We start from the raw sequence: 25880 nt of genomic DNA on the forward strand, positions 1-25880 counted from the left end.
TTCTGTAAAATTAATCTAAAATATTAATTTAACAAAGGTGATTAAAATGAATAGTTAACACCACCTATTACATTCAGACCCAGTTGAGGATAATATAAAAGACGTTGATAATCATTATTCAGCATATTATTTACTCTCAGGAAAATGCCCACTTTTTCCTTATGAACATATTCAGCACCGGCACTTACATCGGCATAACCCTTTACTTTAACAATACTTGGGGTAGGTAAGTAGACCAAGGCAGATGATGCATCATTCAAAACTAGCTCACCATCAATTGTAATTTCTTTTGTAATGGATAACCGCGCGCTGGAGGATATTTTAAATTCAGGTTTCAACCATGCTTTTTCCTGCACATCCATACTGTAATTATTAACCATTACCTTACCTAACCAGCTGAATGCATCAGACACCTTAACATTAATCTCTCCTTCTAATCCGGTGACTTTTGCATTGTCATATATTACATCAAAGCGTTCAGGATTTAATGCATTGTTAACAAACAAAGGCATGTTATCTAATTTCTTATAAAACAGGGTGGCTTTATATCCAAATCCTGCGCCTGCATTCCCTTTAATCCCACCGTATAAATTAGCAGTTTCTTGTGTGTTTAAAATTTGCAGATTTTGATTTAAATAAGGATTCTCATTAGAGAAATTCTGTAATGTAGATTTTATTACATCACCAGTATAACCAGCAAATAGGGTAGCAAATTCAGGAATGACAGGCATTTCTGCAGTTACAGTAGGGAAGAGGTTAAACCCTGAATTCGTACCAAATTCTTCAACCAGATTAACACCAAGGGATAATTTGTATGATTTTCCCTGCAGTTTAATATATGGATTAGCCCTAAAAATATGATTTCCAATATTTAATGAGTCTTTTGTTTGTGTAAAATCAAGTGAACTGTTAACCCCGATATTGAAATCGTTCCAAACCTTATTTACAAAACCACTTAGTGCAATAGCATTTTCCTTGGCATCAAATTTATCTGATAAAAAGTAAGCATCTGCTTTTACAGCATAGTCAAGTTCATCTTCTGATTTATAATTTTTTAACATCTCGCCCTTGATGCTTATGGTGCTGTACCTTTGCTTTTGAGGATCACTATTAAAAGTTAAATTAGTAGATGGATCAACTCCATACAAAAAAGTAGAGAATCTGTCAAAGCCTAATTCTCCATTTAAAGTTACTTTGGGCAGAATACTTTTACCAAAAATACCTGCATTCTGACGAGAGTATTTCTGACCAGTAATATCACCTTTTTGATTCAGGTGTTTTAAAAAGAATCCAGCCTGTAATGCTTCATCCGATCCTGTATTTAAATATAGTTCAGCAAGACCTGTACTAAAGTTTCCCATTCCAAACTTGGCATAATTGTTTAAAAGGGGAGGGCGTTCACCATTTATAACTTCTTGAGCCTGTAGCTGACGGATATCACTGTTTAATTCCAATTTCTTGTCAAACATCGAATAAGTCAATGCTCTCTTAAAAACGCTGTTACTGTTTAAATCCGGACTCCTTCTTATTTTTGCTGCATCCGCTAAAACGGGTTTGTAAGGTCTTTCAACGACAATTTCGTCTGTTAGCGTACCTGCAGCTGGTGTTGCCTTTTTGGGATCAGTAGGATTTTGCGCATAAGAAACCGATGTTAGTAGTAGAGCACAAATTGCGAGTGTATATTTAATATTGTTCAGTTTCATTCTAGCCTATTTCTTATTAATTTGTTCAAGCTTTGACTTTGCAGTAGGAAGCACATCATCATTACCTTCATAATTATCTATAACACTTTGTAATGTAGCTTTCGCCTGAAAAGTGTCTTTAACTGCTATATAATTGTCGGCTAACAAAATGTAAGCCTTAGCAACCCAGTAGTCCTGCGATTCCATTCTTTTAACAAGGTCAAGGATACTTTTTTGAGATGCCTTGTAATCTCTCTTCAAATATTCAACATGAGCTAAAGTGTATAGGGCTTCAGCACCAGTAATGGTTGTATTCGTTGCAGCAACTCCAATTAATTCTTTGCTTGCTGTTGTAGTATCACCCTTCAATAAATAGGCCTTACCTGCATATAAACCAGCTTTAGACTTATCATCATTTGATGAGCGATCAAATAATTTAACCAATTTTACATATTTTAAAACATCATCCGGCATATTCATATTACTGTAAGCTTCCATCAGGTTGTTTACAGCAAAGCTATAATTTGCTTTATACTCAGAAGTGGTTTCCAATTTTTTCAAATAAACAACCGCCTCATTATATTTTTTCTGTTGCAGGAAAAGCTTGGAAATGCTGATTAAGGCTCGTTCCGTATATTCACTGGTCCAATCGTTTAATATAAAGGTGTAGTCAGGAATAGCTTCTTCTGCTCTGTTTAGCTTAACCAGACTTTCAGCACGGATAAACTTAGCATGTTTCTCATATATAGCTTTCGGGAATTTATCGAAGTAAGCATTTACAGCATCAAAAGCACCCTGATAGTTTCCTCTTAAGAATAAGTTATTAGCCGCCTGGAAGGTAATGTTATCCTGTTCCGAAGTACTGAAGTTACCAATGCTGGTCGTGTTGGCATAAGTTAAGAAACCTGCAGCATCTGCCTTATCCAGATAAATATTTTTGATAGATTCCAGTGCAATCTTTGCTTCGTCAGTAGTAGAGTAGTCTTTCACTACGCGTTGGAAGGTAGCTAAAGCTTCATCATTCTTATCCTGATTGTAATCTACCAAACCCACAGTAACTAAGGCACGGGGCACATAACTGCTTCTTGGATACTTTTCAATCAGTGCAAGCAAGTCTGATTTAGATTTTTCATTGTCACCCTTTATAAAATAAGTATAGGCAATTTCAAATCCTGCATCATCTGCATAGTTGGAATTAGGAAACTGTTGAAGCAAGGATTCATGGGTAGCAATTTTAGCATCATTTAAATTTTGCAGACCTTGAATCATACCTCTTTGAAACAAAGCGTAATCTTCACCCGGACTGTTCCATGCAATGATCTTATTATATTGCTGCATGGCAGCGTCGTAACTTTTAAGTACAAAATAGGAGTCTGCCAGTCTTAATGTAGCATCAACAATGGTATTCTTATCTTTATCGTCTCCTTTTAGAAAACGTTCAAAGTATGTTGCCGCTTTACTATAACCTTCAAATTGAAAAGCAGAGTAACCTAATGCATAATTTGAATAATTATAAACATCCGTCTTTTTAGCAGCAGGCATAGCTAGAAACTTCTCGAACTGATTAACAGATTCACCATATTTCCTTACTTCAAACATCGCTTCAGCCAGCCAGTAAGTAGCCAGGGCAGCAATTTCTTCATTTAAACCATTACTTTGAGAACGCATAAACATCGATATACTGTTTTCAAAAGCACGCTCATTATAAAACTCAAGTCCTCTAAAATAGGTCACTCTTTGATAAACGATCTGAGTCTCTTCATTCTTATTCTGAATGGTCTCTAAAATATTTACCGCTTCTTTAAAGTTTTTGGTGGATAATAATACATCTCCCAATAAAGTCTTGGCTTCATTAATGCGTGTGCTTTTGGGATACGTTTTAATGAATTCGTGAACGGCATCCAGTGCAACGGTATGAAATTCAAGCTCCTGAGATAGTTTAGCATAATTCAACAGTCCTTCTTCCTTTAACTTAGGATCAAAATCCAATCGGGAAGCTCTAAAAAATGCATTTCTTGCACTTTGCTTGTTTCCTGTTTTAATCAATGCATTTCCCAAAACAATCATTCCATTCTGGTAATGAACATCTGGAGATCCCATCTTTTCCAATTCCGTTATGGCCTTTTGAGGCTGATCCAGTTTAACATAGCTGTATCCTATCTGGTAGTTATCCTGATTATTCTGGGTCTTTCCTTTATCCAGATCCTGAAACTTCAGGTAGTAATTAATTGCTGTTTTATAGTCAGATCGGGCAAAATAGGTAGCTGCAACTATTCGATACATCTCAGGTTTATACTGCGCATCTATATCTGCTATTGCAGGTATGGTATAAGATAACACATCATCATACCGTTTATCAAGGAAATACAGTGCAGATATATAATACGGATAACTTGCTTTATATTTTGTTGAGTTCTTTAATCGTTCAAACTCCCTTAAAGCAGTGGTATAATCTGCACTTAAATAGTTTAAATAGGCATAGTAATAAATTGAAGATTCAGCATATTCGCTCTTACCATCTTTCAATTTGGCAAATAAAGGTTCCGCTTCGTTATAATTTTTAGCAACAAAGTAAGAATAACCCAGTTTGAAACGATATTCATCACTTTCTTTACCAGTCAGGTTTCCTGCTTCAGTTTTCTTAAACCACTCAATGGCCTTATCATAATTCTTTTTATCAAAATACGATTTACCAATTTGAAAGTAGGCTGATTTAGTATTTGCACTGGAAGGGTTTTCTTTTATAAAAGAAAGAAAAAGACTCTCTGCGTTATCATTGCCAAGTTCTAATGCACAAACGGCCTGGTAAAATTGAGCATTTTCCTTTAATAGTGAAATCTGCTTGTTTTCAGTTAGTGCCTGAGATGAAGGGGCAATTCTTGATTGTTCTACACGGCTGAATTGCTCACTTGCAGCAACGTATTTTCTCTTTTCAAAAAGTTCTATGCCACTTTTGTAGGCTTGGTTAATGCTGAACCATTCTGTTTGCTGGGCCTGAACCAATTGGAATAAGCATACAAATGATGTAGCAAGTATATATTTTTTAAGCATGTCTGATTATAAATCGCTAAATAACATTAATAGAACACAATGCACACAATGGATGCTAACAAATGTGGAAACCTGCCAAAATTAACGTTTCAGCATTGAAAACTAGTATGTATTTGAGAAAAGTATTTTCTCGTAATTATTGAAATTTAATTAACTGATTCATTTTAAGGTTTTTGACCTGCTAATAAATATAACACAGCCATCCTGATTGCAACCCCATTTTCTACCTGATCCAGAATAATAGATTGTTTACTATCCGCTACGTCACTCGTTATTTCCACACCACGGTTAATTGGACCAGGGTGCATAATAAGAATTTCTTTATCTAAAGAATCAAGAATTTGCTTATTCAGACCATACATCATCGTATATTCCCTAAGCGAAGGGAAATACTTAATGTCTTGCCTTTCCAATTGGATGCGAAGCATATTTGCTACATCGCACCAGTTTAAAGCTTTCAGTAAGTCGAACTCTACTTTGACACCCAAACTGCCAATATATTTAGGAATCAGGGTAGTTGGTCCGCATACCATCACTTCCGCACCTAATTTCTGAAGGCACAGTATATTAGATAAAGCAACCCTGGAATGTAAAATATCACCAATTATAGCAATTTTCTTTCCTGCAACATCACCATATTTTTCCCTGATAGAAAAAGCATCCAATAATGCCTGAGTAGGATGTTCATGTGCTCCATCTCCAGCATTTACAATCTGAGCGTTTACTTTTCTACTTAAAAAGATCCCGGCTCCAGGGTAGGGGTGACGGATGACTATCATATCCACTTTCATCGCCAGTATATTGTTGACTGTATCAATTAAGGTTTCACCCTTACTCACAGACGAAGAGGAAGCAGCGAAATTAATAGTATCTGCCGATAGCCTTTTCTGTGCCAGTTCAAAAGATAGTCTGGTTCTCGTTGAATTTTCAAAGAAAACATTGGCTATAGTTACATCGCGAAGAGATGGAACTTTTTTAATAGGCCGGTTTAAAACATCTTTAAAAGTATCAGCAGTTTCAAAAATTAGTTGAATATCCCGTTCATTCAGATCTTTAATTCCTAAAAGATGTTTTGTACTTAGGCCCTTGCTGTAGTCTGACATGAATATGTAGCGTTTGTAAACTGAAATTAATGTTTAAAATAAATTATTTAATCTTTTTCTGACAATAGAATCACTTTATCTTCCTGATCTGTTTCTTTCCAGGAAACAAGTACTTTTTGCGAATTGATCGAATCTACCTGGATCCCGATGTAGTCAGGTTCAATGGGAAGGTGTCTCGAAAATCGTCTGTCTACTAATACCAATAATTCTACTTTTTGAGGACGTCCAAAAGCAAGCATTGCATCCATTGCAGATCGAATAGTACGGCCTGTCCACAATACATCGTCTACTAAAATAACTTTTTTACCCTCGATAATAAAGTCAATTTTTGTGGTATTAGGAACTAATGGAGATTCCCGTCGTCTAAAGTCATCCCTGAAAAAGGTAATATCCAGATTTCCATTCAAGATTTTAGCATCCGGTAAAATTTGCTGTAGTTCGTAAGCTATTCTGTTGGCCAGATATATTCCTCTGGGTTGGATGCCCAGGATCACTGAATTAGAAAAATCATCATGATTCTCAATCAGCTGATGACACAGCCTCATTATAGTAATCTGAAATTTTTGACCGTCAAGCAGAGTTAAGTTTTGCATTTTATGGTTTGGGCAAAATTATAAAAAATAAATCATTTTAATAAAAAAAGCCCTGCCGTATTTAATTACGGCAGGGCTTTATCTTAATAAAGAAAAAATTTATTTAGCTTCTTCTTCAGTTGTATCATCTGCAGCAGGCTCAACACTTGCAGCAGGCTCAACAGGAGCAGCAGTTTCTGCTTTTGTAAGAGCTTCAGTTTCATCTGCAGCTGGTTCAACAGCAGCAACTTCAACCGGAGCAACAACAGGCTCAGCAACCGCAGCTGGTTCAGCAGCAGTCTTTGATTTGCGGGCCTGACTTTCAGCACCTTCCATCTGTTGTTTCAATTGTGCTAATACACTAAGATCTCCTAATGTAGATTTCTCAACTGAATCTTTCACCTTCTTTACTGCATTGACAGTTGCTTTCTGATCATTTTTCTTTTGAGTAACCTCAGCAGATCTTGCATCAGAACGTGCATCTTCCCAAATACGTGAATGAGATACTACGATACGTTTAGAATCCTTACTAAATTCAATGATTTTGAATTCAGCAGTTTCCTCTGCCTTAAGCGCTTTTCCATCTTCTTTGATCGAATGTTTGCTTGGAGAGAATCCTTCAACACCATAAGGTAAAGCAATGATAGCTCCTTTTTCAGTAACCTTTAATACAGTACCTTCATGTATAGAATCTACAGTAAAGATAGTCTCAAAAGTATCCCAAGGATTTTCTTCTAATTGCTTATGACCAAGGCTTAATTTACGATTATCCTCATCTAATTCAAGAACAACAACATTTAAAACTTCGCCTACCTTAGTAAACTCATTTGGATGGTTGATCTTCTTAGACCATGATAGGTCAGAGATGTGAATTAAACCGTCGATACCTTCCTCGATTTCAACAAATACACCAAAGTTAGTCATGTTCTTAACTATAGCAGTATGCTTGCTTCCGATAGGATATCTGGCAGCAATATTCTGCCAAGGATCTGGTGTCAATTGTTTGATACCCAGGCTCATTTTACGCTCGTCGCGATCCAATGTTAATACCTGTGCTTCAACTTCATCGCCTACCTTTAGGAATTCCTGAGGATTGCGTAAGTTTTGAGACCATGACATTTCTGATACGTGGATTAATCCTTCTACACCTGGAGTGATTTCAAGGAAAGCACCGTAATCAGCAACAGTAACAATTTTACCCTTAACTCTTGAACCAATTTCAATGGTAGTATCCAAAGATGCCCATGGATGAGGAGTAAGTTGTTTTAAACCTAATGCGATACGTTTCTTCTCATCATCAAAGTCAAGTACAACCACATTGATCTTCTGATCAAGCGCTAATACTTCTTTTGGATGCTCGATACGACCCCAAGAAATATCTGTAATGTGCAATAAACCGTCAACTCCACCAAGATCAATAAACACACCGAAATCAGTGATGTTCTTAACAGTTCCTTCAAGAACCTGTCCTTTTTCTAGTTTAGCAACAATCTCTGTTTTTTGATTCTCAAGGTCATCTTCAATAAGAACCTTATGTGAAACAACCACGTTTTTAAACTCATGATTGATTTTAACCACCTTGAATTCCATTGTTTTGCCCACGTAGATATCGTAATCACGGATTGGTTTAATATCAATCTGTGATCCTGGAAGGAATGCTTCAACTCCCATGATATCCACAATAAGACCACCTTTTGTACGACTCTTAACGTAACCGTTAATGATTGTGTCATTTTCCAAAGCTTCATTGATAAGCTCCCATGATCTCTGAGTCTTAGCACGTTTACGTGAAAGAACCAATTGACCGTTAGCATCTTCCTGTGATTCTACAAATACGTCTACTGAATCACCTACCTTCAAATCCGGTGTATCGCGGAATTCTGATAAGGATACCATTCCATCAGATTTGAATCCAATGTTTAATACAACGTCTTTGTTGTTAATTGATACAACAATACCTGCGATGATCTCACCCTTGCTGATCGAATTAAATGTTCCGGCATACATGTCTTCCAGTCTGGTGCGTTCTTCATCGCTGTAGTTACCAAAACCTTTTTCATCTGCATCCCAGTCGAAATCGCCGGTTGGCGTAATTAGTGTTTTAGACTTAATGTCTTCAATTGACAAAGAATCAGCCTCTGATTCAATGCTTTCTTTAACCGTGTTGGTTTCTTCTTCATGGAGTTCCGCTGTTTTAGCTTCTAGCTCCTTTTCTGCTTCTTGTTTTTTGGCCATTAATTAATTTATCTCCTTTTTCCCGAATTAATCGGAATGGCAAAGGTATAAAATTGATATTTAATACTAAAGTTTATTTTGCTGATTTTTAGATACTTCATTCTTGTTATTAAATAGCAAACAATGCATGCAACTTGCTGTTGATTTTTTATATCAAATGTCTGCCAAAATGGATAATAATAACAACCCCGAAAATAAAATAAAAGAAAATAACCCTTCAGAAGCTAATACTGAAGCTAAATCAACTGAAAAACATGAGGATGACTCTTTTAAGTCTTCAAATAAAGAACATCGTTTAGGTTGGGAACAACCTTTAGATGAGCAACAAATCAACGAGGACAATAAACAAACTCCTGATGACAAGTCGCCTGATTAATTAGCAATATGTTGCTCCACTCTATCTAATACAAATTGAAGCTGTTCTTCTTCATTTAGTTCTGTATTGTCTAAAATAATAGCATCGTGAGCACGGGTAAGCGGACTTTCCAGTCTGGTTGTGTCGATAAAGTCACGGTGTGCAATGTTTTCAAATACCTCTTCCAGCGTTATATCTTCCCCTTTTTCCATCAATTCTTTATATCGACGCTCAGCCCTTATTTTAGGATCGGCTGTCATGAAAATCTTGATTGGGGCATCAGGAAATACAATGGTACCAATATCGCGTCCATCCATCACGATATTTTTCGATCTGCCCATCCTTTGCTGTTGTTTCACAAGCTCTTTTCTAACCGCTTTTATGGTGCTTACTTCACTTACCATCTGGGAAACATCCATTTTCCGTATTTCATCCGACACTTCCTCATCATTTAGGATGATATGCGTTTGATAATCGCGTGAGTGAAAATTTAAATGAATATTCTTAAGCGATTCCTTGATTTGATTTTCATCAGCTAAATCAATATGATTCCTTTTTAAATACAATGTTACCGCCCTATACATGGCACCTGTATCAATATATATGTAATGAAGCTTTTTGGCCAGGGCTTTTGCCAGTGTACTTTTGCCACAAGACGAGTATCCATCAATAGCAATTACAATATTATCAGTCATACCGCAAAGTTATTATTTAATGATATATCATCAGATAAATATTCATTAATAGAGGTCAGATAAACGAAAACCTGAAGAATAACTAGTAGCCAATTTGTTAACTTCGTAACTGATCTACATGAATTTTTTAATGTCCAAAGCTATATGACAAACTTACTGATCCATATTGCTGAGATCGAACCTGCGACTTCATCTCTTTAGTTTTAAAAATAGCAGAAAAGCTGGCTGTCCACGGGTTTTGTGCATATAGCACACCAACTTCTTGCGCATATACCAACCTATTTGGTGTATAGGTTACCGGTCCTTTATCATCCCTAAACAAGCCACCCTGAATTGTTGCGTCGTAAACAATTACATTTAATGTAGGCTGTGTATAAAAGAAGAATTCTTTCTTTGTTAGCGAGGAACCTTCAATGTTCGAAATACGACTGTTTGTGGAAGCCGATTGAGTTAGTTTATTTATACTTCCAGCCCTGAATAATACGCCTGCACTAGCCCTCGTATTGGTATTACCCACTATTGCTTGTGTAGCCAAACTGAAATCTGCATTTTCTGAAGGACGAAGCAACAGTCTTTTATATTCAAATAAAGCGTTAACGCCAATTTCATTCTTCACCTGGTATTGCCAGCCATTAATTTCATAAAATCCAATCACGCGATGAAGCAGTTCCTGTGCATCCTTTGCCAGGGAATTAGGACCAATTGTACCAATATTCAAACCTGCACTCATTACCTGTTCATCCTTTTTGTACCAGCTTATTTTTGCTGCACCATAAAGATAACCTGCGAAAGGACGGTCAACATAAATGATATCAGGCACAGCACCGGATTGCGCATTGTAAATATATTGCCCAATTTCCGCTTCCCATATCTTTTTTTCAACTCTACCTGTTGTGTCTTTTTGATTTAAAGCATGACGAAAGTTGAAAAATAAACCGTTTGTATAATAGCGATCAGATCCTGATCCTAAATAAGAGTCATTCTCGCTTTTAAACCCGATCATATTTTTAAAGTTGCCGGTTTGAGCGGATAAAGAAATAGAACTGAAAAAAAACACTAAAAGAATAAAGTTGATCTTAACCATTTGCTGTCCTGAAAAACAAATATGTAAATAAATTTATGCTGTACAAAGTGCTAATTCCTTTCCATAACCAGAAATTAGTATAAGCAAAAAAAAAGAGGGGTTTCAATCGAAATCCCCTCTTGTATATTTAATCTTCGCTTCAACTACAGAAAAGTTTCCTTCGCTTTAATCGTCAGATCTATTGGATCTTTTACCTTGTCATCTGAAAGCGCAAGATCAATCACCTGCCTCATTTCCGTAACATAATGGAACTTAAGATCCTTGATATAACTCTCTTTTATTTCCAGGATATCCTTCTCATTTGACTTTGAAAGAATGATTTGCTTGATGTTTGCCCGTTTAGCAGCAAGGATCTTTTCCTTTATTCCACCCACTGGCAATACCTTTCCTCTAAGTGTAATTTCCCCTGTCATAGCCAGATCTGACTTTACTTTACGTTGCGTAAATGCAGAAGTAAGTGCAGTTAACATCGTAATTCCTGCTGATGGACCATCCTTGGGTGTGGCTCCAGCAGGAACGTGAATATGAACATCCCACAGATCAAATAACTGATGATCTATATTGAAATTTATAGCATGAGCACGTAAATAAGCCATTGCCAAAGTAGCCGACTCTTTCATAACATCACCTAAATTACCGGTTATAGACATCTTGCCTTTACCCGGACTAAGACTAGCCTCTATAAAAAGGATGTCACCGCCAACCTGTGTCCAGGCTAAACCTGTTACCACGCCAGCTACATCATTCCCTTCATACATGTCCTTGTCAAAAATAGGAGGGCCCAGAATCGTTTCAACATCCGTTTTATTAACCGCTGGAGTATAGTCTTCCTCCATGGCAATTTTTGTAGCGATACCCCGCACAACAGAACCTATCTTCTTTTCTAACCCACGAACTCCCGATTCCCGTGTGTATTCTTCAATTATTTTTTCTATTACAGCAGGTTTCAGTGTAAGATGTTTCTTAGACAAACCATGCTGTTCAAGTTGCTTAGCAAGTAAATGCTGTTTAGCAATTTCAATTTTCTCTTCTATGGTGTACCCATTCACTTCAATTACTTCCATCCTGTCAAGCAATGCAGGCTGTATCGAACTCAAAGAGTTGGCTGTAGCAATGAACATGACATTTGACAAATCATAATCTAGCTCTACATAATGATCGTAAAAAGCACTGTTCTGTTCCGGATCCAACACCTCGAGTAAAGCGGAAGAAGGATCTCCATGAGAATCATTCGCAACTTTATCAATTTCATCTAATACAAATACTGGATTTGATGTCCCTGCTTTCTTTAGTGACTGAATAATCCGGCCAGGCATTGCACCGATATAAGTTTTTCTGTGTCCCCTTATTTCAGCTTCATCTCGGATACCACCCAGGGCAATTCTGACGTATTTTCTCCCCAGTGCACGGGCAATAGATTTCCCAAGTGAGGTTTTTCCAACCCCTGGAGGGCCGGCAAGGCAAAGGATAGGAGCTTTCATGTTCTGTTTCAATTTCAATACAGCCAGATACTCAATAATCCTGCGTTTTACTTTTTCCAAACCATAATGGTCTTTATCCAGAATGCGTTCCGCTCTTTTTAGATCGAAATTATCTTTAGTGAAATCATTCCATGGAAGATCAAGCACCAATTCAAGATAATTTACCTGTACCGAATAATCGGCCGCAGCAGGATTCATCCTTCCAAGCTTATCCAGCTCTTTCGAAAAGTATCCGTTAATCTCTTTAGACCATTTCTTCTTTGAAGCTCTTTCACGCAGATTTTCTAATTCCAGGTCAGGCGTATTACCACCAAGTTCCTCTTGTATGGTTTTTAGCTGTTGGTTCAGGAAGTAATCACGCTGTTGCTTATCCAGATCTACACGAACTTTTGACTGAATTTGATTCTTCAGTTCAAGCATTTGCAAATCAATTGTAAGCTGTTCAAGCACTAAAATTGCTCTTTCATGCAGATTCGCTACCTCTAGCATACTCTGTTTTACAGCAACATCTGCATTCATATTAGAAGAGATGAAGTTGATTAAAAAGGAGGGACTCTCAATATTTTTTATAGCAATCCCTGCCTCACTGGGCAAATTAGGCGAAAGATGTATAATTTGCATCGCCATATCCTTGATTGATCCGACCATGGCCTTGAACTGTTTGTCAGTCTTAGGACGGATTTCTTCAAATTTATTTACGGTAGCTTTAATATATGGATCTTTCTGCACCTCTTCATTTAGGCGGAATCGTTGTTTCCCCTGTATAATTACAGTGGTACTGCCATCCGGCATTTGAAGCATTTTTATGATAAGTGCCACTGTACCAACCTCATTTAGTTGTTCAAATGTTGGATCTTCTACTCCTACATCTTTTTGAGAAACGACCCCGATAGTACGATTTCCTTTATAGGCATCTTTTATAAGTTTAATGGATTTATCTCTCCCTACCGTTATTGGAATAACAACACCTGGAAATAATACAGTATTCCTTAATGGTAGAATAGGCAGTATATCAGGCGTTTGTTCATTATTCATTTCCTCTTCGTCTTCTTGTGACATAAGAGGAAAGAATTCTGTATCTTCATTTATAAGGGGTAACGAGTGATTAAAATCAAGGAGGTTATTCATTTAAATCCTTTCTTAACGTCATTCTGACAGTGAAATTAGTTGAACTATTGTTTATTAATAAAAAGTATACTGCTGCAAGGCGTATGCCAAAAGCGGTAAATCAGTATGAAAAGCACATATGAGAGGATTAATGAAGTACTTAGTCACGTATTAATTTTGATACTGCAATAAAGTCAGGCTTTCACAGCAATTTGACCTCATTCCAACTATAGCTGTCCGCTTCAATTGTATCTTGGTAAAAACAAATTTAGCTTAAAGTTATTTATGAGTGTAATAAATGATGTGTATATTCGAAACGCTTCTATTTTTGTAAATTCTCAAATTAGAAATAATATTACACCTCAATCGTTATAAGACGAGTAGAACTTAAGTATTTAAAAATGAAATTAATTGCATCAATTTTATCTTTTGTGTTTTTATGTAGTGGCGTCACTTATGCACAACAGAATCAGGAAATTAAAAATAACAATGTAAAGTTAGGGCAGAAGGCCCTCATGGATGGCGACTTTAAAGAAGCGGTTACCCATCTGGAAAAAGCAATACCCACTGAAGGATCAAATCCTGATGTTTTGTACATGTTAGGGTATTCTTATTATCATTCAGGAAGCTATCAGAAATCCATTAGCACCTTCGGACAGGTAATCGCGCTAAAACCTAACAATGTTTCCGCTTATTACTACCGTGGTAAAGCCAGAAATGTACTTGGAACTCAAATGAACTCTCCTCTGTCTGTTACAGAAAGAGAAAAGTTACTCCTTGCTTCCATTAATGATTACACTAAGGCCATCGAATTAAATTCAGCAGATCAGGTCTTGTACCAGAACCGTGCAATGGCTTACCGTGATTATGGAATCCTTAAGGGACAGAAAATTCGTAAGTTTTATAACAAGGAAGTGGCTGAAAACTCGTTCAAATCTTGTATCGAAGACTTGCAGAAGGTGCTTGATGCCACTCCCGGTAGGAAAGACATTACAGAGGAAATTAAGAAAGCCAAAGTTTATATGGCAAACTTAAGTCGATAATATTTTAAACCCTGATGCAGATCAGGGTTTGATTTTTCCATTTATCTGATAGGTGTTTGTGCCTATCAATTTTACTTGTTGTGTTTTTTTGATCTTATACAAGGAATCAGGATAGTAGTTTAATAGTTCAGTCGAATTATATATTTCGTTACTTACCTGACTCTCTATATCGATTGAAGTGATCCTGTTTCCAGACTTATTAATCCGGATTCTTTTAATTTTTAAAGTACTATCCAGGGTAGTATAAACAAGTCCGTTAACATTTACTTTGATGTTATAGCTATCCCTCCAGGAAGGTTTATTGAGGTCAGACGCTGAAAATACATCCAGTTCATTTTTCCAATTAGGAATCTTAACCTGTTTTTCTTCGCTAATCCCATTGTGAATAACCTTTTTCAGTACCGTGGGATTGGCTGCACTTAATCGCAAAATCTCTTTATTGAAAAAACCCCTGATATCAAAATACTTGTTTTTGATATCAGGGGTTTTTTTATCTTCTGTACACGAGCTAATCGCGCACAGAAGAATTAAAAAACATAAAGTGTGTGTTTTATACAAGCACATTACCAGTCATTTTTTCAGGAATAGGTACATGCAGTATAGTTAGAACTGTAGGAGCAATATCTCCAAGTTTTCCATCCTTAACATGTTTGTAATCCTTATCTATTAAAATGCAGGGAACAAGATTAGTGGTATGAGCTGTATTTACTGATCCATCAGCATTGACCATGTAATCTGCATTTCCATGGTCGGCAATGATAATAAACGAATATCCATTTTCAAGACCACAAGCTACTACATCTTTCAGGCATTCGTCTGCAGTTTCAACAGCTTTAACAACTGCTGAAAATACACCTGTATGTCCTACCATATCTGCATTTGCGAAATTTAAACAGATGAAGTCTGGTTTGTTTTCTGGAATCTCTTCGCAGATAGCATCTCTGATTCCTCTGGCGCTCATTTCTGGTTGCAGGTCATATGTAGCAACTTTAGGCGAAGGTACTAATAGTCTTTTTTCCCCGTCAAAAGGTTTTTCTTTTCCACCGGAGAAGAAAAATGTAACGTGAGGGTATTTTTCAGTTTCCGCTATCCGAACCTGAGTTTTATTGAAACGTTCCAGTACTTCACCAAGCGTATCAATCAGGTCATCCTTTTTGAAAAGCACTTCCACTCCTTTGAATGTTTCATCATAGGTAGTCATGGTGATATATCTTAAATCAAGTGGCGTCATCTGATAATCAGGGAATGCTTTTTGAGTTAAGGCTGTAGTAATTTCGCGACCACGATCTGTTCTAAAGTTGAAGCAGATTACCACATCACCCGTTTGAATATGGGTAATAGGATTTCCATTTTCGTCAACCTTAATTACAGGTTTAATAAACTCATCAGTAATACCTTCACTGTACGAGTTTTCAAGCGATTTAACAAGGTCATTGGATGGTGTTCCAATAGCGTTCACTAATAAATCATACGCCTGTTTAACCCTTTCCCAACGATTATCGCGGTCCATTGCATAATAACGACCTATTAAAGAAGCGATTTGGATAGTTGAGTCTTTAGAATAATCAAGTAAATCTTTGATATAAGCTTTTCCAGCATTCGGATCCGTATCACGGCCATCCAAAAATGCATGAAGAAATACATTCGGTACTGATGCTGCTTTTGCTGCATCGAACAGACCTTTAATATGTTTAAGATGTGAATGAACACCGCCGTCGGATACAAGACCGATAAAATGTACATTTTTGTTTTCAGCGATCGCATATTTAAAGGCATCCTGAAGAATAGGATGCTCCAGTAATTCGCCATCATCCACTGCTTTATGAATCCTTCCGAGCTCCTGGTATACCACACGGCCTGCTCCCAGGTTCATGTGTCCTACCTCAGAATTTCCCATTTGCCCTGCAGGAAGTCCTACTGCAACTCCGGAAGCTTCAAGCTTGGAGTTAGGATATGTTGCTATAAGGTGATCAAAGAAAGGAGTGTTTGCTGCCAGTATAGCGTTGGATGCGTCGGCTTTGCCGTAGCCCCAGCCATCAAGAATTATAAGTGCTACTTTTTTATTTTCCACACAACAAATATAGACTTGTATTATTAGTATCCAAAGTGACAAAGGTCATATTTGTAAATTTTCGATGTTACTAATTGTTTAATTTAATGTTATTGTTATTTTAGCAATGTATATGAAAGACTACAAAGAGTTACTTACTCAATTTATTGCAAATGCACTTGCCGAAGACCTTGGTTCCGGCGATCATACTTCTTTATCCACGATTCCGGTTAATAAAAAGGGGGAAGCTAAATTGATCATTAAGGATAAAGGTGTACTGGCGGGAGTGGATGTTGCTCTTGCCATATTTAAACAAGTGGATGCTGATCTTCAAGTGCATGTGCTTCTTGCTGATGGGGCAAAAGTGGAGTTCGGCGATATAGCCCTTACCGTGGAAGGAAATGTATCCTCTATTCTAATTGCTGAAAGACTGGTTCTGAATACCATGCAAAGAATGAGTGGAATAGCATCGACTACCGCCCGTATAGTGGCTAAACTTAAGGATACCAATACCCGTGTCCTGGATACGAGGAAGACTACGCCAAACTTACGGTTCCTTGAAAAGCAAGCTGTAGTTATTGGTGGTGGGGTAAATCATCGCATTGGTTTATACGATATGATCCTGATTAAAGACAATCACGTGGATTATGCAGGGGGGATTAAAAATGCCCTGCTGGCAGCAAAAGCATATATAAAGGATAAGAAATTGACACTTGAGATAGAAATTGAAGTGCGTACGATTTCTGAACTGGAAGAAGTTATTGAAGCGGGTGGCGCAGACCGCATTCTTCTTGATAACTTTAGCTTTGAGAATTTAAAATCTGCAGTCAATTTAATCCATGGAAGGTTTCCTACTGAAGCCTCCGGCGGAATATCTGAAGAAAATGTGCTCGAATACGCCCAATGTGGTGTAGATTTTATCTCCATGGGTGCTCTCACTCATTCCGTAAAGAGTCTGGATATGAGCCTTAAAGCGACGAATTAGGACTTAAATGAACATAAAGTACATTAACAGTGGTTTTTTAGTATAATTGCATACTTAATGATATCCATATTTTCTATTACAGCTGTGTTGGCTGCTTACCTTTTTGGATCGATTCCTAGTGCCGTCTGGATAGGACAGGCTTTCTATGGAATTGATGTGCGCGAATACGGAAGTGGAAACGCCGGTGCGACAAATACGTTGCGCGTTTTAGGCACCAAAGCTGGTATAACCGTTATGACTTTAGATATCCTTAAAGGATATACCGCTACTAATCTGGCATACTTCATTGGATTGTCCATAACAGGTCCACAGGATTCCATTCAATTTGTGAATTATCAGCTTGCTTTAGGCATTACGGCTGTTATGGGACATTTATTTCCTGTCTTCGCAGGCTTTCGTGGAGGCAAAGGAATTGCAACCTTATTTGGAATGGTGCTAGCCGTTCATTTTGATGCCGCTCTATTCTGCGTAGGGGTATTTGTTTTGGTACTCATGGTTTCTAAGTATGTGTCATTAAGCTCTATACTGGCAGGTTTTGCCTTTCCTTTAAGCATAATTTTTGTGTTTCATTCTCCTTTAAGAGCGGTAGTTTTGTATGGAATGTGTATCTGTGTGCTCATCCTGATTACGCATCAAAAGAACATTGAAAGGCTCCTTAAAGGCAAAGAATCAAAGATTAATATGTTCAAAAAGAAAACAGCTGTATAGTTTTTTTGTTGAAACACTATACACAGTAAAGAGATGACACACTTAAAAATTATATTTACATGTTTATTAATTGCCTTTTTGGCGGCATGTTCAACTGTTCCCCTAACTGGCAGAAGACAATTAAATCTAGCCAATTCCCAGGAAATTCAAACTCAATCTTTAACAGCATACAGGGATTTTCTTAAAGATCCTAAAAATGTAGTGGTAAGCTCCGGTGCTGATGCTCAACTGGTTAAAAAAGTTGGTCTCCGCATTGCAAGTGCTATCGATCGTTATTTAAAAACAAATGGCTATGCCAATCAATATAATTTTAGCTGGGAATTTAACCTGGTAAAAAGTGCTGATATCAATGCCTGGTGCATGCCTGGTGGTAAGGTAGCCGTTTATACCGGAATATTGCCAGTAACCCGAACTGAGGCCGGTTTAGCTACCGTCATGGGACATGAAATTGCTCATGCTATAGCCAGACATGCTGAAGAAAGATACTCTCAGACGCTTGGTGCTCAGGCTATCGGTGGCGTAATAGGATCTGCTACCGGATCTCAAAGTATAGCACAATTATATGGATTGGGCGGACAACTTGCTTTGCTTAAGTATGGAAGAAGTCAGGAGTCTGAAGCAGATCGCCTGGGACTAACCTTCATGGCTATGGCTGGATATAACCCAAGTGAAGCGGTATTCTTTTGGCAACGAATGGCCTCAGCAAAACAAAGTAACGGTGCTTCCCCCGAATTTCTAAGTACTCACCCTAGTGATGCAACCCGTATAGCTGCTATTCAAAAGCGCTTACCTGAAGCAATGAAATACTATAATAAATAACGTGAAGTTTGGGTTATGTAGCTAATGTCCAAGAAAATTATTGAGGAAATTAGTACCTGAACGATTCGGGAAATGAATATCTTAAGCACATTATTATAGGTATACAAGAATATGATTCCTAATAACAATGTTGAATCAACCTGACATACGGTTTTTATTATCACACTTACCTTTATATAAAGAAAGGCTATATTGCTATTTTGTAATATAGCCTTTCTCAGCTCAGCCAGTTATTATTACATATCGATTGATTTTGATTAGTCCGCTTTCTTACCTGGCTTTATTTTTTTAATCTCTTTATCAAAGTCACTTTCAAAATTTTGATCTTGTATCACCCTAAATTTATCGTATTCCCTTTCAGCTAACTTTATTGCAACCTCATGGCTAACTTTCCCAGCATCTTTTAATATCTGATATTCGTTGAATTGTAAGAACGCGTCTAAACGGCTTATCCAGTCACCCATCTTCATCGGTATCTGCCTTGATGCCTGTAATTCTGCAAAGTCAAGATACATTGTAACCACCCGTTCTAATTCTTTGATCTCTTTTTCTATCAAGTAGTTTTTAGCCACGGCTATATCTCCTTTTAAAACTTTTCCGATAGGTGCATTTTTGAAAGTCTGTAAGCCCATATTTGGCTTATCAGCACATGCTCGCTCTGCAATTATTTGGGCAGCGGTTTTACCAGAAATAGCAAAGTGAAGTTTATTTTGAACCGTCTTAAAAAAGTTTTGGGTTATATCAGCATCCTTATTGTAATCGATACTGCACTGCTCGTATATATCTGTTATCTTTAGATAGAAACGTCTTTCGCTGGCCCGTATCTCTCGAATGCGCTCTAAAAGCTCATCAAAATAATCTTTGCCAAAACGTTTACCTTGTTTTAACCGTGCATCATCCAAGACAAAGCCCTTGATAATATACTCCCTAAGTGTTTTAGTTGCCCATATACGGAACTGTGTAGCCTGATAGCTATTGACTCGGTAGCCGACTGCTATGATTGCGTCTAAATTGTAAAAGAAAGTAAGATACTTTTTACCATCACTGGCAGTTGTTTCCATTTTGGAAACAACTGAATCTTCCTGAAGCTCATTACTTTCAAAAATCCTCTTCAAGTGTTTACTAATGGCCGGCACCTCCACTCCAAATAATTCAGCTAAGCGCTTTTGGGTTAGCCAAAAAGTTTCAGCATTAAAGATCACTTCAATTTTAACATCACCTGTAGGTGTGTTATAAAATATAATGTCGTTTGATTGCGGTTGCTCACTCATTTTAAATAGTACTATTTGGGTATGTGCTGTTGCAGTTATCGATCTGGCTTCTGGTTCATTTAAAAACCTAATGGTAAATGAAGCACAAAATACACACTGTTAGTGTCTAAATAAAGTGATAATCATCACTTTGTATTACTAATGTTATATTTTGGAAGACTTACCACAACATCTTCTCAAATGCACATTTATTTTTTATTAGCTTAAAACCTTTAACATAGCCTTTGCTTTCAGCATGCATTCCTGATATTCTTGTTCTGGATCTGAAGCAAAGGTTATTGCACTTCCTACTTGAAAGGATAGAAATTTTTTGCTTTCATTATAAATCAGACTTCTGATAATTACATTAAAATCGAAGTTTCCTTTCGGATCAAAGTAACCAACTGACCCTGAATAAATTCCCCTCTTTGTTTCTTCATATAATTCGATAAGCTCCATGGCTCTTATCTTAGGAGCACCAGTCATCGATCCCATTGGAAAGGCATTCTTAATAATAGCTATATTTTTTGTCGTAGCTGAAACCTGGGCAGTAATCGTAGAAATCATTTGATGTACCTGTTCAAACGAATAGATGCCACACAACTCTTTTACTTCAACAGTACCCGGAAGAGCCGTCCTTGTCAGGTCATTCCTCACCAGGTCAACGATCATAATGTTCTCTGCCTGTTCCTTTAAATTGTTTCTTAAATCCTCTTTAAGCCGATTATCTTCAATGGGATCTGCACTTCGAGCCGCCGTACCTTTTATAGGTTGGGAAATAACCATCAATCCTTCTTTTTTAATAAAGCGTTCGGGTGAAGAGGAGATGATATATTTGTCCCTCATCTTAAAGAAAGTGGAGAATGGTGCAGGTGAAATGGAATTGAGCTGCAGGTAAGCTGCCAAAGGATTAAAGGATTTACAATCTGAAAAGAACTGCTGACAAAAGGTCATTTCATAGATGTCTCCCTTTTTGATATGTTCTTTAATATGATTGACTTTGTCAATATAGGCTTCTTTAGTTAAGGTCGATTGAATCGTTCCCTCAAAGTTAACTTCTTGATCCTGTAAAAACTGGGCATTGATTTCTTCGAGTAAATTAGGCTTGTTCGTCAAAATCCTAACCTCATTGCCCTTGATAAGCAATAGATGTTTTGGAACAAAAAAGTAAAGATCAGGGAATTCTAAATCATCCTGATTATTCGAATCCAGCTGTTCTATCTCATTCTTTAGGTCATAAGAAAAAAACCCTGGAATAAATAACTTGTTGTTATTCAGGAAATTAGAAAGTTCTTCTAAAGCATTACCTGAATTTAAGCAAATCTCTTTTGAAACGCCAGCTGCAATCACAGCGGTATAACTGGAATAGGAATCAGTATAGTGATTGGAGTCTAAAAAACAGGCCACATCGAATGATGTGGCCCATTGTAAAGCTTGACGCTTAAATTTTGAAATATCAGCTATAGTACAATCATACGGTTGCATAGCCGGAATGGTCTTTAGTTTAAGATCAATGTTTGAACCCGGTCAGGGCCAACAGAAAGATATCTTACAGGTACGCCGATATGTTCTTCAATATACCGTACATACGCATATAATTTTGCAGGAATTTCCTCCACAGTTTTAATACCGGTCAAATCTTCATTCCATCCTTCAATTTCTTCCAGAACAGGAATAGCTTTCACACTGCAGATATCATAAGGCATGTAATCAATCTTTTCGCCACCATGATTGTAATGTGTGCAGGCATATATTTTGTCGAAACCGCTTAATACATCTGCCTTTGTCATTACCAGTTCAGTAACTCCATTCAGCATCACCGCGTATTTCAATGCAGGAAGATCAATCCATCCGCATCTTCTTGGCCTTCCGGTAGTAGCACCGAATTCATGTCCGATCTGACGAAGTTTCTCGCCTGTCTCATCAAATAATTCAGTGGGGAAGGGTCCGCTACCCACACGTGTGCAATAGGCTTTGAAAATACCAATTACTGAACCGATCTTTTGTGGTGCAATACCAAGACCAGTACAAGCTCCTGCAGTGGTCGTGTTTGATGAAGTAACAAATGGATAAGAACCAAAGTCCACATCCAGCATAGCTCCCTGAGCACCTTCTGCAAGTATAGTTTTTCCTTCGCGCAGGTATTGGTTCACAAAATGCTCACTGTCTACCAATTCAATAGTTTTAAGGAATTCGATCGCTGCAAAGAAAGTCTTTTCTTTTTCTGAAAAATCAGGAATTTCACCGTAATGAGATAGGATAGACTTGTGTTTGTTGACCAGTTTATCGTATTTCTCCTTGAAATCGGTTAACTCAATATCACCCACACGGAGACCATTACGTCCCGTTTTATCCATATACGTTGGACCGATACCTTTCAGCGTGGATCCGATCTTTTCGTCACCCATCTTACTTTCGGATGCAGCATCCAAAAGCTGATGTGTAGGAAGAATTAGATGTGCCTTACGGGCAATGACCAATTTCTTCGCTGCTACAGGATCAAATCCGCTTGTTTTTAAATTATCAAGCTCACGTTTCAAAATAATGGGATCAATAACTACTCCATTACCAATGAGGTTCATGGTTTTAGCATTGAAAATTCCTGATGGAATAGTATTTAAAACATATTTCTGATTATCGAACTCCAGGGTATGGCCTGCATTAGGTCCGCCCTGAAATCTTGCGATCAGATCATAATTTTGACTAAGGACATCAACGATTTTTCCCTTGCCTTCATCGCCCCATTGGAGGCCTAAAAGTACATCAACTGCCATGAATGATTGTAGTATTGTTAATTTTTAGTATAAGATTCACAGAAACCTTCTTTCAGCTTTTCACAATTGCCGTAAAGATTTAGTGAATGGTGTTTTATTTCAAACTTCAGCAAATCGCCCATCATGCTTTGGATCTGCCCAATGCGTGGGTCACAGAACTCCACAACTTTTCCACAATCAATACAGATGATATGGTCATGTTGCTTGTAGCCATACGACTTTTCGAACTGAGCCATGTTCTTTCCAAACTGATGTTTGGTTACAAGATCACATGAAACAAGCAATTCCAGCGTATTATAAACCGTTGCACGGCTTACCCTGTATTTCTTGTTCTTCATATGGATGTAAAGCGACTCCACATCGAAGTGGTCATTACGGGAATAAATTTCTTCAAGAATGGCGAAACGCTCAGGCGTTTTCCTTAAACTTTTATTTTCAAGGTAAGCCTCGAAAATCTTTTTAACCATTGCTATCGTTTCTTGTAAGGGCATATTTTTTGTTAGACTCAACGTTCAAATTTATCTAAAAAAATAACAAATCTTAAATTTCTTTATGAAGCTTTGTTAATGTTACGTGGTTCTGAATCAAAACGTGTTACGGCTGTGACTCCTTTTACCTGTTTTAACTTACGTATCAAATTTTCTAAATGAATGGTGTCGTTCACATAAACCATGATGGATCCTTCAAAAATACCTTCGTTACTGTCCACTGTAATGGATCTCATGTTGACTTTAAAGTCATTGGAAATAACCGTTGTCAATTTGTTGATTAAGCCTACTTCATCAATACCCGTAATCCTTAAGCCGGTTAAAAAGGCCAGTTCTTTTTGTGAGGTCCATTTTGCTTTTACTACCCGGTACCCATAATTGGCCATCAGTTTAGTGGCATTGGGACAGTTTGTCCTATGAATCTTAATTCCGTCATTAACGGTAATAAATCCGAAGACATCATCCCCGGGGATAGGGTTACAGCATGTGGAAAGCTTGTAGTCAATTTTTTGCAGATCTTCACCTATAAGAAGTGTGTCACTATCTTTTGCCTTCACCTTGCTCATGATGCCTTCCAGCTGAGAGGCTGCAATGCGCTCCGGTGTCCGGTTCTCTACCACCTTTTCCGATGCCTGAAATTCTTTCAGGTCTTTCAGGTCTATTCCTCCTTTGGCAATATTATAAAACAGGTCAAGTGTGTTGTTGTATTTAAAATAGAAGGCAATTTTATGTATATTCTCGGTGTTATACGTGATCTTCAGCGACTTTAACTTTCTTTCCAAAAGTTCTTTGCCCTCTTCGGCAACCCGTCTTTTATCCTCTTTTAACGCCGATTTAATTTTAGACTTAGCCTTTGCAGTAACAACGATATTCAGCCAATCTTCTTTAGGAACCTGCTTACTCGAGGTGATGATTTCTACCTGGTCTCCATTCTGTAACTTGTGCGCCAACGGTACCAGTTTATGGTTCACCTTGGCGCCAATACATCGGATCCCAAGATCGGAATGGATTTCGAAGGCAAAATCCAATGCTGTTGCATCCAACGGTAACTGCATGAGTGCACCTTTAGGCGTAAAGATGAAGATCTCATCTGAAAAGAGATTCATCTTAAAATCATCCAGAAAATCTAATGCATTAGAGTCCGGATTTTTCAATAACTCCCTTACTTTTTGAATCCACAAGTCCAGGCCACTATCTGCAGATGACTCTTTATATTTCCAATGTGCAGCAAATCCCTTCTCGGCAATCTCATTCATGCGCTGTGAACGGATCTGAACTTCTACCCACTGTCCCTTAGGACCCATAACAGTAGTGTGCAGAGATTCATACCCATTTGCTTTGGGAGACGATACCCAGTCGCGGAGCCTGTCCGGATTAGGAATATACAAATCCGTAACAATGGAATACGCTTTCCAGGCATCAGCTTTTTCTTTTTCAGGTTCACTTTCCAGTACAATCCGGATGGCGAATAAGTCGTATACCTCCTCAAAAGGAATTCCCTTTTTTCGCATTTTATTCCATATCGAATGGATCGACTTAGGTCTTCCGTATACTTCCGCATTTAAACCCTGTGCGGCCAGAATATCTTTTATCGGGCCAACAAAAGCATTTACATACGCTTCCCTTTCGGCTTTTTTCTCATTCAGCTTCCTTGCAACGAACTTGTAGGTTTCACTTTCTGTGTATTTCATAGAAAGATCTTCCAACTCCGATTTAATTGCATATAAACCCAGTCGGTGTGCCAGAGGCGCATAGAGATAGATCGTTTCGGAGGATATTTTCAACTGCTTGTCACGCGGCATATGATCCATCGTGCGCATGTTGTGCAAGCGGTCTGCCAGTTTGATCAGGATAACCCGCACATCGTCTGCCAGCGTAAGCAGCATTTTGCGGAAATTCTCAGCCTGCAGGGAACTATTGTAGTCGAATACGCCTGATATTTTAGTTAATCCATCAATGATCTTCGCTACTTTTTTTCCGAATTCGCGTTCTATATCCTCCAGGGTAATAGCCGTATCCTCCACCACATCATGTAAAAGTGCGCATACAATAGAGGTTGTTCCAAGTCCAATTTCCTGTGCAGCAATCTGGGCTACTGCAATAGGATGATATATATAAGGTTCACCAGATTTGCGCCTCATATCTTTATGGCTATCAAGTGCCATATCGAATGCCTGCCGTATTAATTTCTTGTCGCCCTTTTGCATAGTGGGTTTACAAGCTCTCAATAGGGCTCGGTAGCGCTTTAGAATTTCGGTTTTCTCCGCATCTATATCAATCACCAATTCATTCATCTTCAATTGCTCAGGATTTCGAAATAGTAGATTTAATTGCAACTTTAGGGTTACTTTTACCGTTTAGTTGTAATTAAAGGTATATACGAAATTAGGTGTATGTT

The 25880-nt window shown here is 37.8% G+C and carries 20 protein-coding genes; 5 read left to right on the top strand and 15 right to left on the bottom strand.

Going from position 1 to position 25880, the window contains the following annotated elements; all coding sequences use genetic code 11:
• Positions 1–41: 41 nt before the first annotated feature.
• The 5 genes from ADIARSV_RS01010 to rpsA all read right to left on the bottom strand — a co-directional run bounded on the left by ADIARSV_RS01010 (position 42) and on the right by rpsA (position 8643).
• Entirely contained in the window at positions 42–1703 is a 1662-nt protein-coding gene (locus tag ADIARSV_RS01010; RefSeq protein ID WP_016193475.1) for a TonB-dependent receptor, read from the bottom strand.
• 6 nt (positions 1704–1709) lie between these two features.
• Entirely contained in the window at positions 1710–4733 is a 3024-nt protein-coding gene (locus ADIARSV_RS01015) for a tetratricopeptide repeat protein (RefSeq protein WP_016193476.1), read from the bottom strand.
• A 164-nt stretch (positions 4734–4897) separates the two neighbouring features.
• Positions 4898–5836, bottom strand: a complete 939-nt coding sequence (locus ADIARSV_RS01020) for an aspartate carbamoyltransferase catalytic subunit (protein WP_016193477.1) — start codon at positions 5834–5836, stop codon at positions 4898–4900.
• 47 nt (positions 5837–5883) lie between these two features.
• Positions 5884–6429, bottom strand: coding sequence for a bifunctional pyr operon transcriptional regulator/uracil phosphoribosyltransferase PyrR (gene pyrR, locus ADIARSV_RS01025; RefSeq protein ID WP_016193478.1), 546 nt, complete (start codon positions 6427–6429; stop codon positions 5884–5886).
• A 99-nt stretch (positions 6430–6528) separates the two neighbouring features.
• Complete coding sequence (gene rpsA / locus ADIARSV_RS01030; RefSeq protein WP_016193479.1) at positions 6529–8643, bottom strand: 30S ribosomal protein S1; 2115 nt, start codon at positions 8641–8643, stop codon at positions 6529–6531.
• A gap of 127 nt (positions 8644–8770) precedes the next feature.
• On the opposite strand from rpsA, the gene ADIARSV_RS01035 reads away from it, so the two are divergent.
• Positions 8771–9019 carry a hypothetical protein gene (locus tag ADIARSV_RS01035; protein WP_040298665.1) on the top strand — a complete coding sequence of 83 codons (249 nt, stop codon included), beginning with the start codon at positions 8771–8773 and terminating at the stop codon, positions 9017–9019.
• Here the strand turns inward: ADIARSV_RS01035 and cmk are convergent.
• The 3 genes from cmk to lon form a co-directional block, all read right to left on the bottom strand.
• Positions 9016–9693 carry a (d)CMP kinase gene (gene cmk, locus ADIARSV_RS01040; protein WP_016193481.1) on the bottom strand — a complete coding sequence of 226 codons (678 nt, stop codon included), beginning with the start codon at positions 9691–9693 and terminating at the stop codon, positions 9016–9018. The genes ADIARSV_RS01035 and cmk overlap by 4 nt on opposite strands.
• Positions 9694–9820: 127 nt before the next feature.
• Positions 9821–10777, bottom strand: coding sequence for a lipid A deacylase LpxR family protein (locus ADIARSV_RS01045; protein ID WP_016193482.1), 957 nt, complete (start codon positions 10775–10777; stop codon positions 9821–9823).
• A 143-nt stretch (positions 10778–10920) separates the two neighbouring features.
• Positions 10921–13386: an endopeptidase La gene (gene lon, locus ADIARSV_RS01050; RefSeq protein WP_040298667.1), complete on the bottom strand. Its 2466-nt coding sequence runs from the start codon at positions 13384–13386 to the stop codon at positions 10921–10923.
• Positions 13387–13766: 380 nt separating this feature from the next.
• On the opposite strand from lon, the gene ADIARSV_RS01055 reads away from it, so the two are divergent.
• Positions 13767–14408, top strand: coding sequence for a tetratricopeptide repeat protein (locus ADIARSV_RS01055; RefSeq protein WP_016193484.1), 642 nt, complete (start codon positions 13767–13769; stop codon positions 14406–14408).
• Between the two features lie 21 nt (positions 14409–14429).
• Here ADIARSV_RS01055 and ADIARSV_RS01060 read toward each other — a convergent pair whose 3' ends face one another.
• Both ADIARSV_RS01060 and gpmI read right to left on the bottom strand, forming a co-directional pair.
• The gene (locus tag ADIARSV_RS01060; RefSeq protein WP_152439727.1) at positions 14430–14837 is read right to left on the bottom strand and encodes a hypothetical protein; all 408 of its coding nucleotides are present in this window, start codon (positions 14835–14837) and stop codon (positions 14430–14432) included.
• 121 nt (positions 14838–14958) lie between these two features.
• Complete coding sequence (gene gpmI / locus ADIARSV_RS01065; protein ID WP_016193486.1) at positions 14959–16479, bottom strand: 2,3-bisphosphoglycerate-independent phosphoglycerate mutase; 1521 nt, start codon at positions 16477–16479, stop codon at positions 14959–14961.
• A gap of 112 nt (positions 16480–16591) precedes the next feature.
• Here gpmI and nadC point away from each other — a divergent pair, with 112 nt between their 5' ends.
• The 3 genes from nadC to ADIARSV_RS01080 are packed head-to-tail and all read left to right on the top strand — an operon-like array spanning position 16592 to position 18970.
• Complete coding sequence (gene nadC, locus ADIARSV_RS01070) at positions 16592–17443, top strand: carboxylating nicotinate-nucleotide diphosphorylase (protein WP_016193487.1); 852 nt, start codon at positions 16592–16594, stop codon at positions 17441–17443.
• A 57-nt stretch (positions 17444–17500) separates the two neighbouring features.
• Positions 17501–18151 carry a glycerol-3-phosphate 1-O-acyltransferase PlsY gene (plsY, locus tag ADIARSV_RS01075; protein ID WP_016193488.1) on the top strand — a complete coding sequence of 217 codons (651 nt, stop codon included), beginning with the start codon at positions 17501–17503 and terminating at the stop codon, positions 18149–18151.
• 33 nt (positions 18152–18184) lie between these two features.
• A complete protein-coding gene (locus ADIARSV_RS01080) occupies positions 18185–18970 on the top strand; it encodes a M48 family metallopeptidase (RefSeq protein WP_040298671.1) in 786 nt (261 codons plus the stop codon).
• Between the two features lie 257 nt (positions 18971–19227).
• Here the strand turns inward: ADIARSV_RS01080 and ADIARSV_RS01085 are convergent, their stop codons facing one another.
• The 5 genes from ADIARSV_RS01085 to ADIARSV_RS01105 form a co-directional block, all read right to left on the bottom strand.
• A complete protein-coding gene (locus ADIARSV_RS01085; protein ID WP_016193490.1) occupies positions 19228–20241 on the bottom strand; it encodes a virulence RhuM family protein in 1014 nt (337 codons plus the stop codon).
• Between the two features lie 198 nt (positions 20242–20439).
• A complete protein-coding gene (locus tag ADIARSV_RS01090; protein WP_016193491.1) occupies positions 20440–21705 on the bottom strand; it encodes an anthranilate synthase component I family protein in 1266 nt (421 codons plus the stop codon).
• Positions 21706–21719: 14 nt separating this feature from the next.
• Positions 21720–22994, bottom strand: coding sequence for an adenylosuccinate synthase (locus tag ADIARSV_RS01095; RefSeq protein ID WP_016193492.1), 1275 nt, complete (start codon positions 22992–22994; stop codon positions 21720–21722).
• Positions 22995–23011: 17 nt separating this feature from the next.
• A complete protein-coding gene (locus tag ADIARSV_RS01100; RefSeq protein ID WP_016193493.1) occupies positions 23012–23485 on the bottom strand; it encodes a Fur family transcriptional regulator in 474 nt (157 codons plus the stop codon).
• A 59-nt stretch (positions 23486–23544) separates the two neighbouring features.
• Entirely contained in the window at positions 23545–25776 is a 2232-nt protein-coding gene (locus ADIARSV_RS01105; protein ID WP_016193494.1) for a RelA/SpoT family protein, read from the bottom strand.
• Positions 25777–25880 lie beyond the last annotated feature (104 nt).

The organism is Arcticibacter svalbardensis MN12-7 (genome assembly GCF_000403135.1).
In the GTDB taxonomy this organism is placed as follows: domain Bacteria; phylum Bacteroidota; class Bacteroidia; order Sphingobacteriales; family Sphingobacteriaceae; genus Arcticibacter; species Arcticibacter svalbardensis.

Coding starts and splice junctions, on each gene's coding strand:
- ADIARSV_RS01010 (WP_016193475.1), bottom strand. CDS start 1,703: ATGAAACTGAACAATATTAAATATACACTCGCAATTTGTGCTCTACTA.
- ADIARSV_RS01015 (WP_016193476.1), bottom strand. CDS start 4,733: ATGCTTAAAAAATATATACTTGCTACATCATTTGTATGCTTATTCCAA.
- ADIARSV_RS01020 (WP_016193477.1), bottom strand. CDS start 5,836: ATGTCAGACTACAGCAAGGGCCTAAGTACAAAACATCTTTTAGGAATT.
- pyrR (WP_016193478.1), bottom strand. CDS start 6,429: ATGCAAAACTTAACTCTGCTTGACGGTCAAAAATTTCAGATTACTATA.
- rpsA (WP_016193479.1), bottom strand. CDS start 8,643: ATGGCCAAAAAACAAGAAGCAGAAAAGGAGCTAGAAGCTAAAACAGCG.
- ADIARSV_RS01035 (WP_040298665.1), top strand. CDS start 8,771: ATGCAACTTGCTGTTGATTTTTTATATCAAATGTCTGCCAAAATGGAT.
- cmk (WP_016193481.1), bottom strand. CDS start 9,693: ATGACTGATAATATTGTAATTGCTATTGATGGATACTCGTCTTGTGGC.
- ADIARSV_RS01045 (WP_016193482.1), bottom strand. CDS start 10,777: ATGGTTAAGATCAACTTTATTCTTTTAGTGTTTTTTTTCAGTTCTATT.
- lon (WP_040298667.1), bottom strand. CDS start 13,386: ATGAATAACCTCCTTGATTTTAATCACTCGTTACCCCTTATAAATGAA.
- ADIARSV_RS01055 (WP_016193484.1), top strand. CDS start 13,767: ATGAAATTAATTGCATCAATTTTATCTTTTGTGTTTTTATGTAGTGGC.
- nadC (WP_016193487.1), top strand. CDS start 16,592: ATGAAAGACTACAAAGAGTTACTTACTCAATTTATTGCAAATGCACTT.
- plsY (WP_016193488.1), top strand. CDS start 17,501: ATGATATCCATATTTTCTATTACAGCTGTGTTGGCTGCTTACCTTTTT.
- ADIARSV_RS01080 (WP_040298671.1), top strand. CDS start 18,185: ATGACACACTTAAAAATTATATTTACATGTTTATTAATTGCCTTTTTG.
- ADIARSV_RS01085 (WP_016193490.1), bottom strand. CDS start 20,241: ATGAGTGAGCAACCGCAATCAAACGACATTATATTTTATAACACACCT.
- ADIARSV_RS01090 (WP_016193491.1), bottom strand. CDS start 21,705: ATGCAACCGTATGATTGTACTATAGCTGATATTTCAAAATTTAAGCGT.
- ADIARSV_RS01095 (WP_016193492.1), bottom strand. CDS start 22,994: ATGGCAGTTGATGTACTTTTAGGCCTCCAATGGGGCGATGAAGGCAAG.
- ADIARSV_RS01100 (WP_016193493.1), bottom strand. CDS start 23,485: ATGCCCTTACAAGAAACGATAGCAATGGTTAAAAAGATTTTCGAGGCT.
- ADIARSV_RS01105 (WP_016193494.1), bottom strand. CDS start 25,776: ATGAATGAATTGGTGATTGATATAGATGCGGAGAAAACCGAAATTCTA.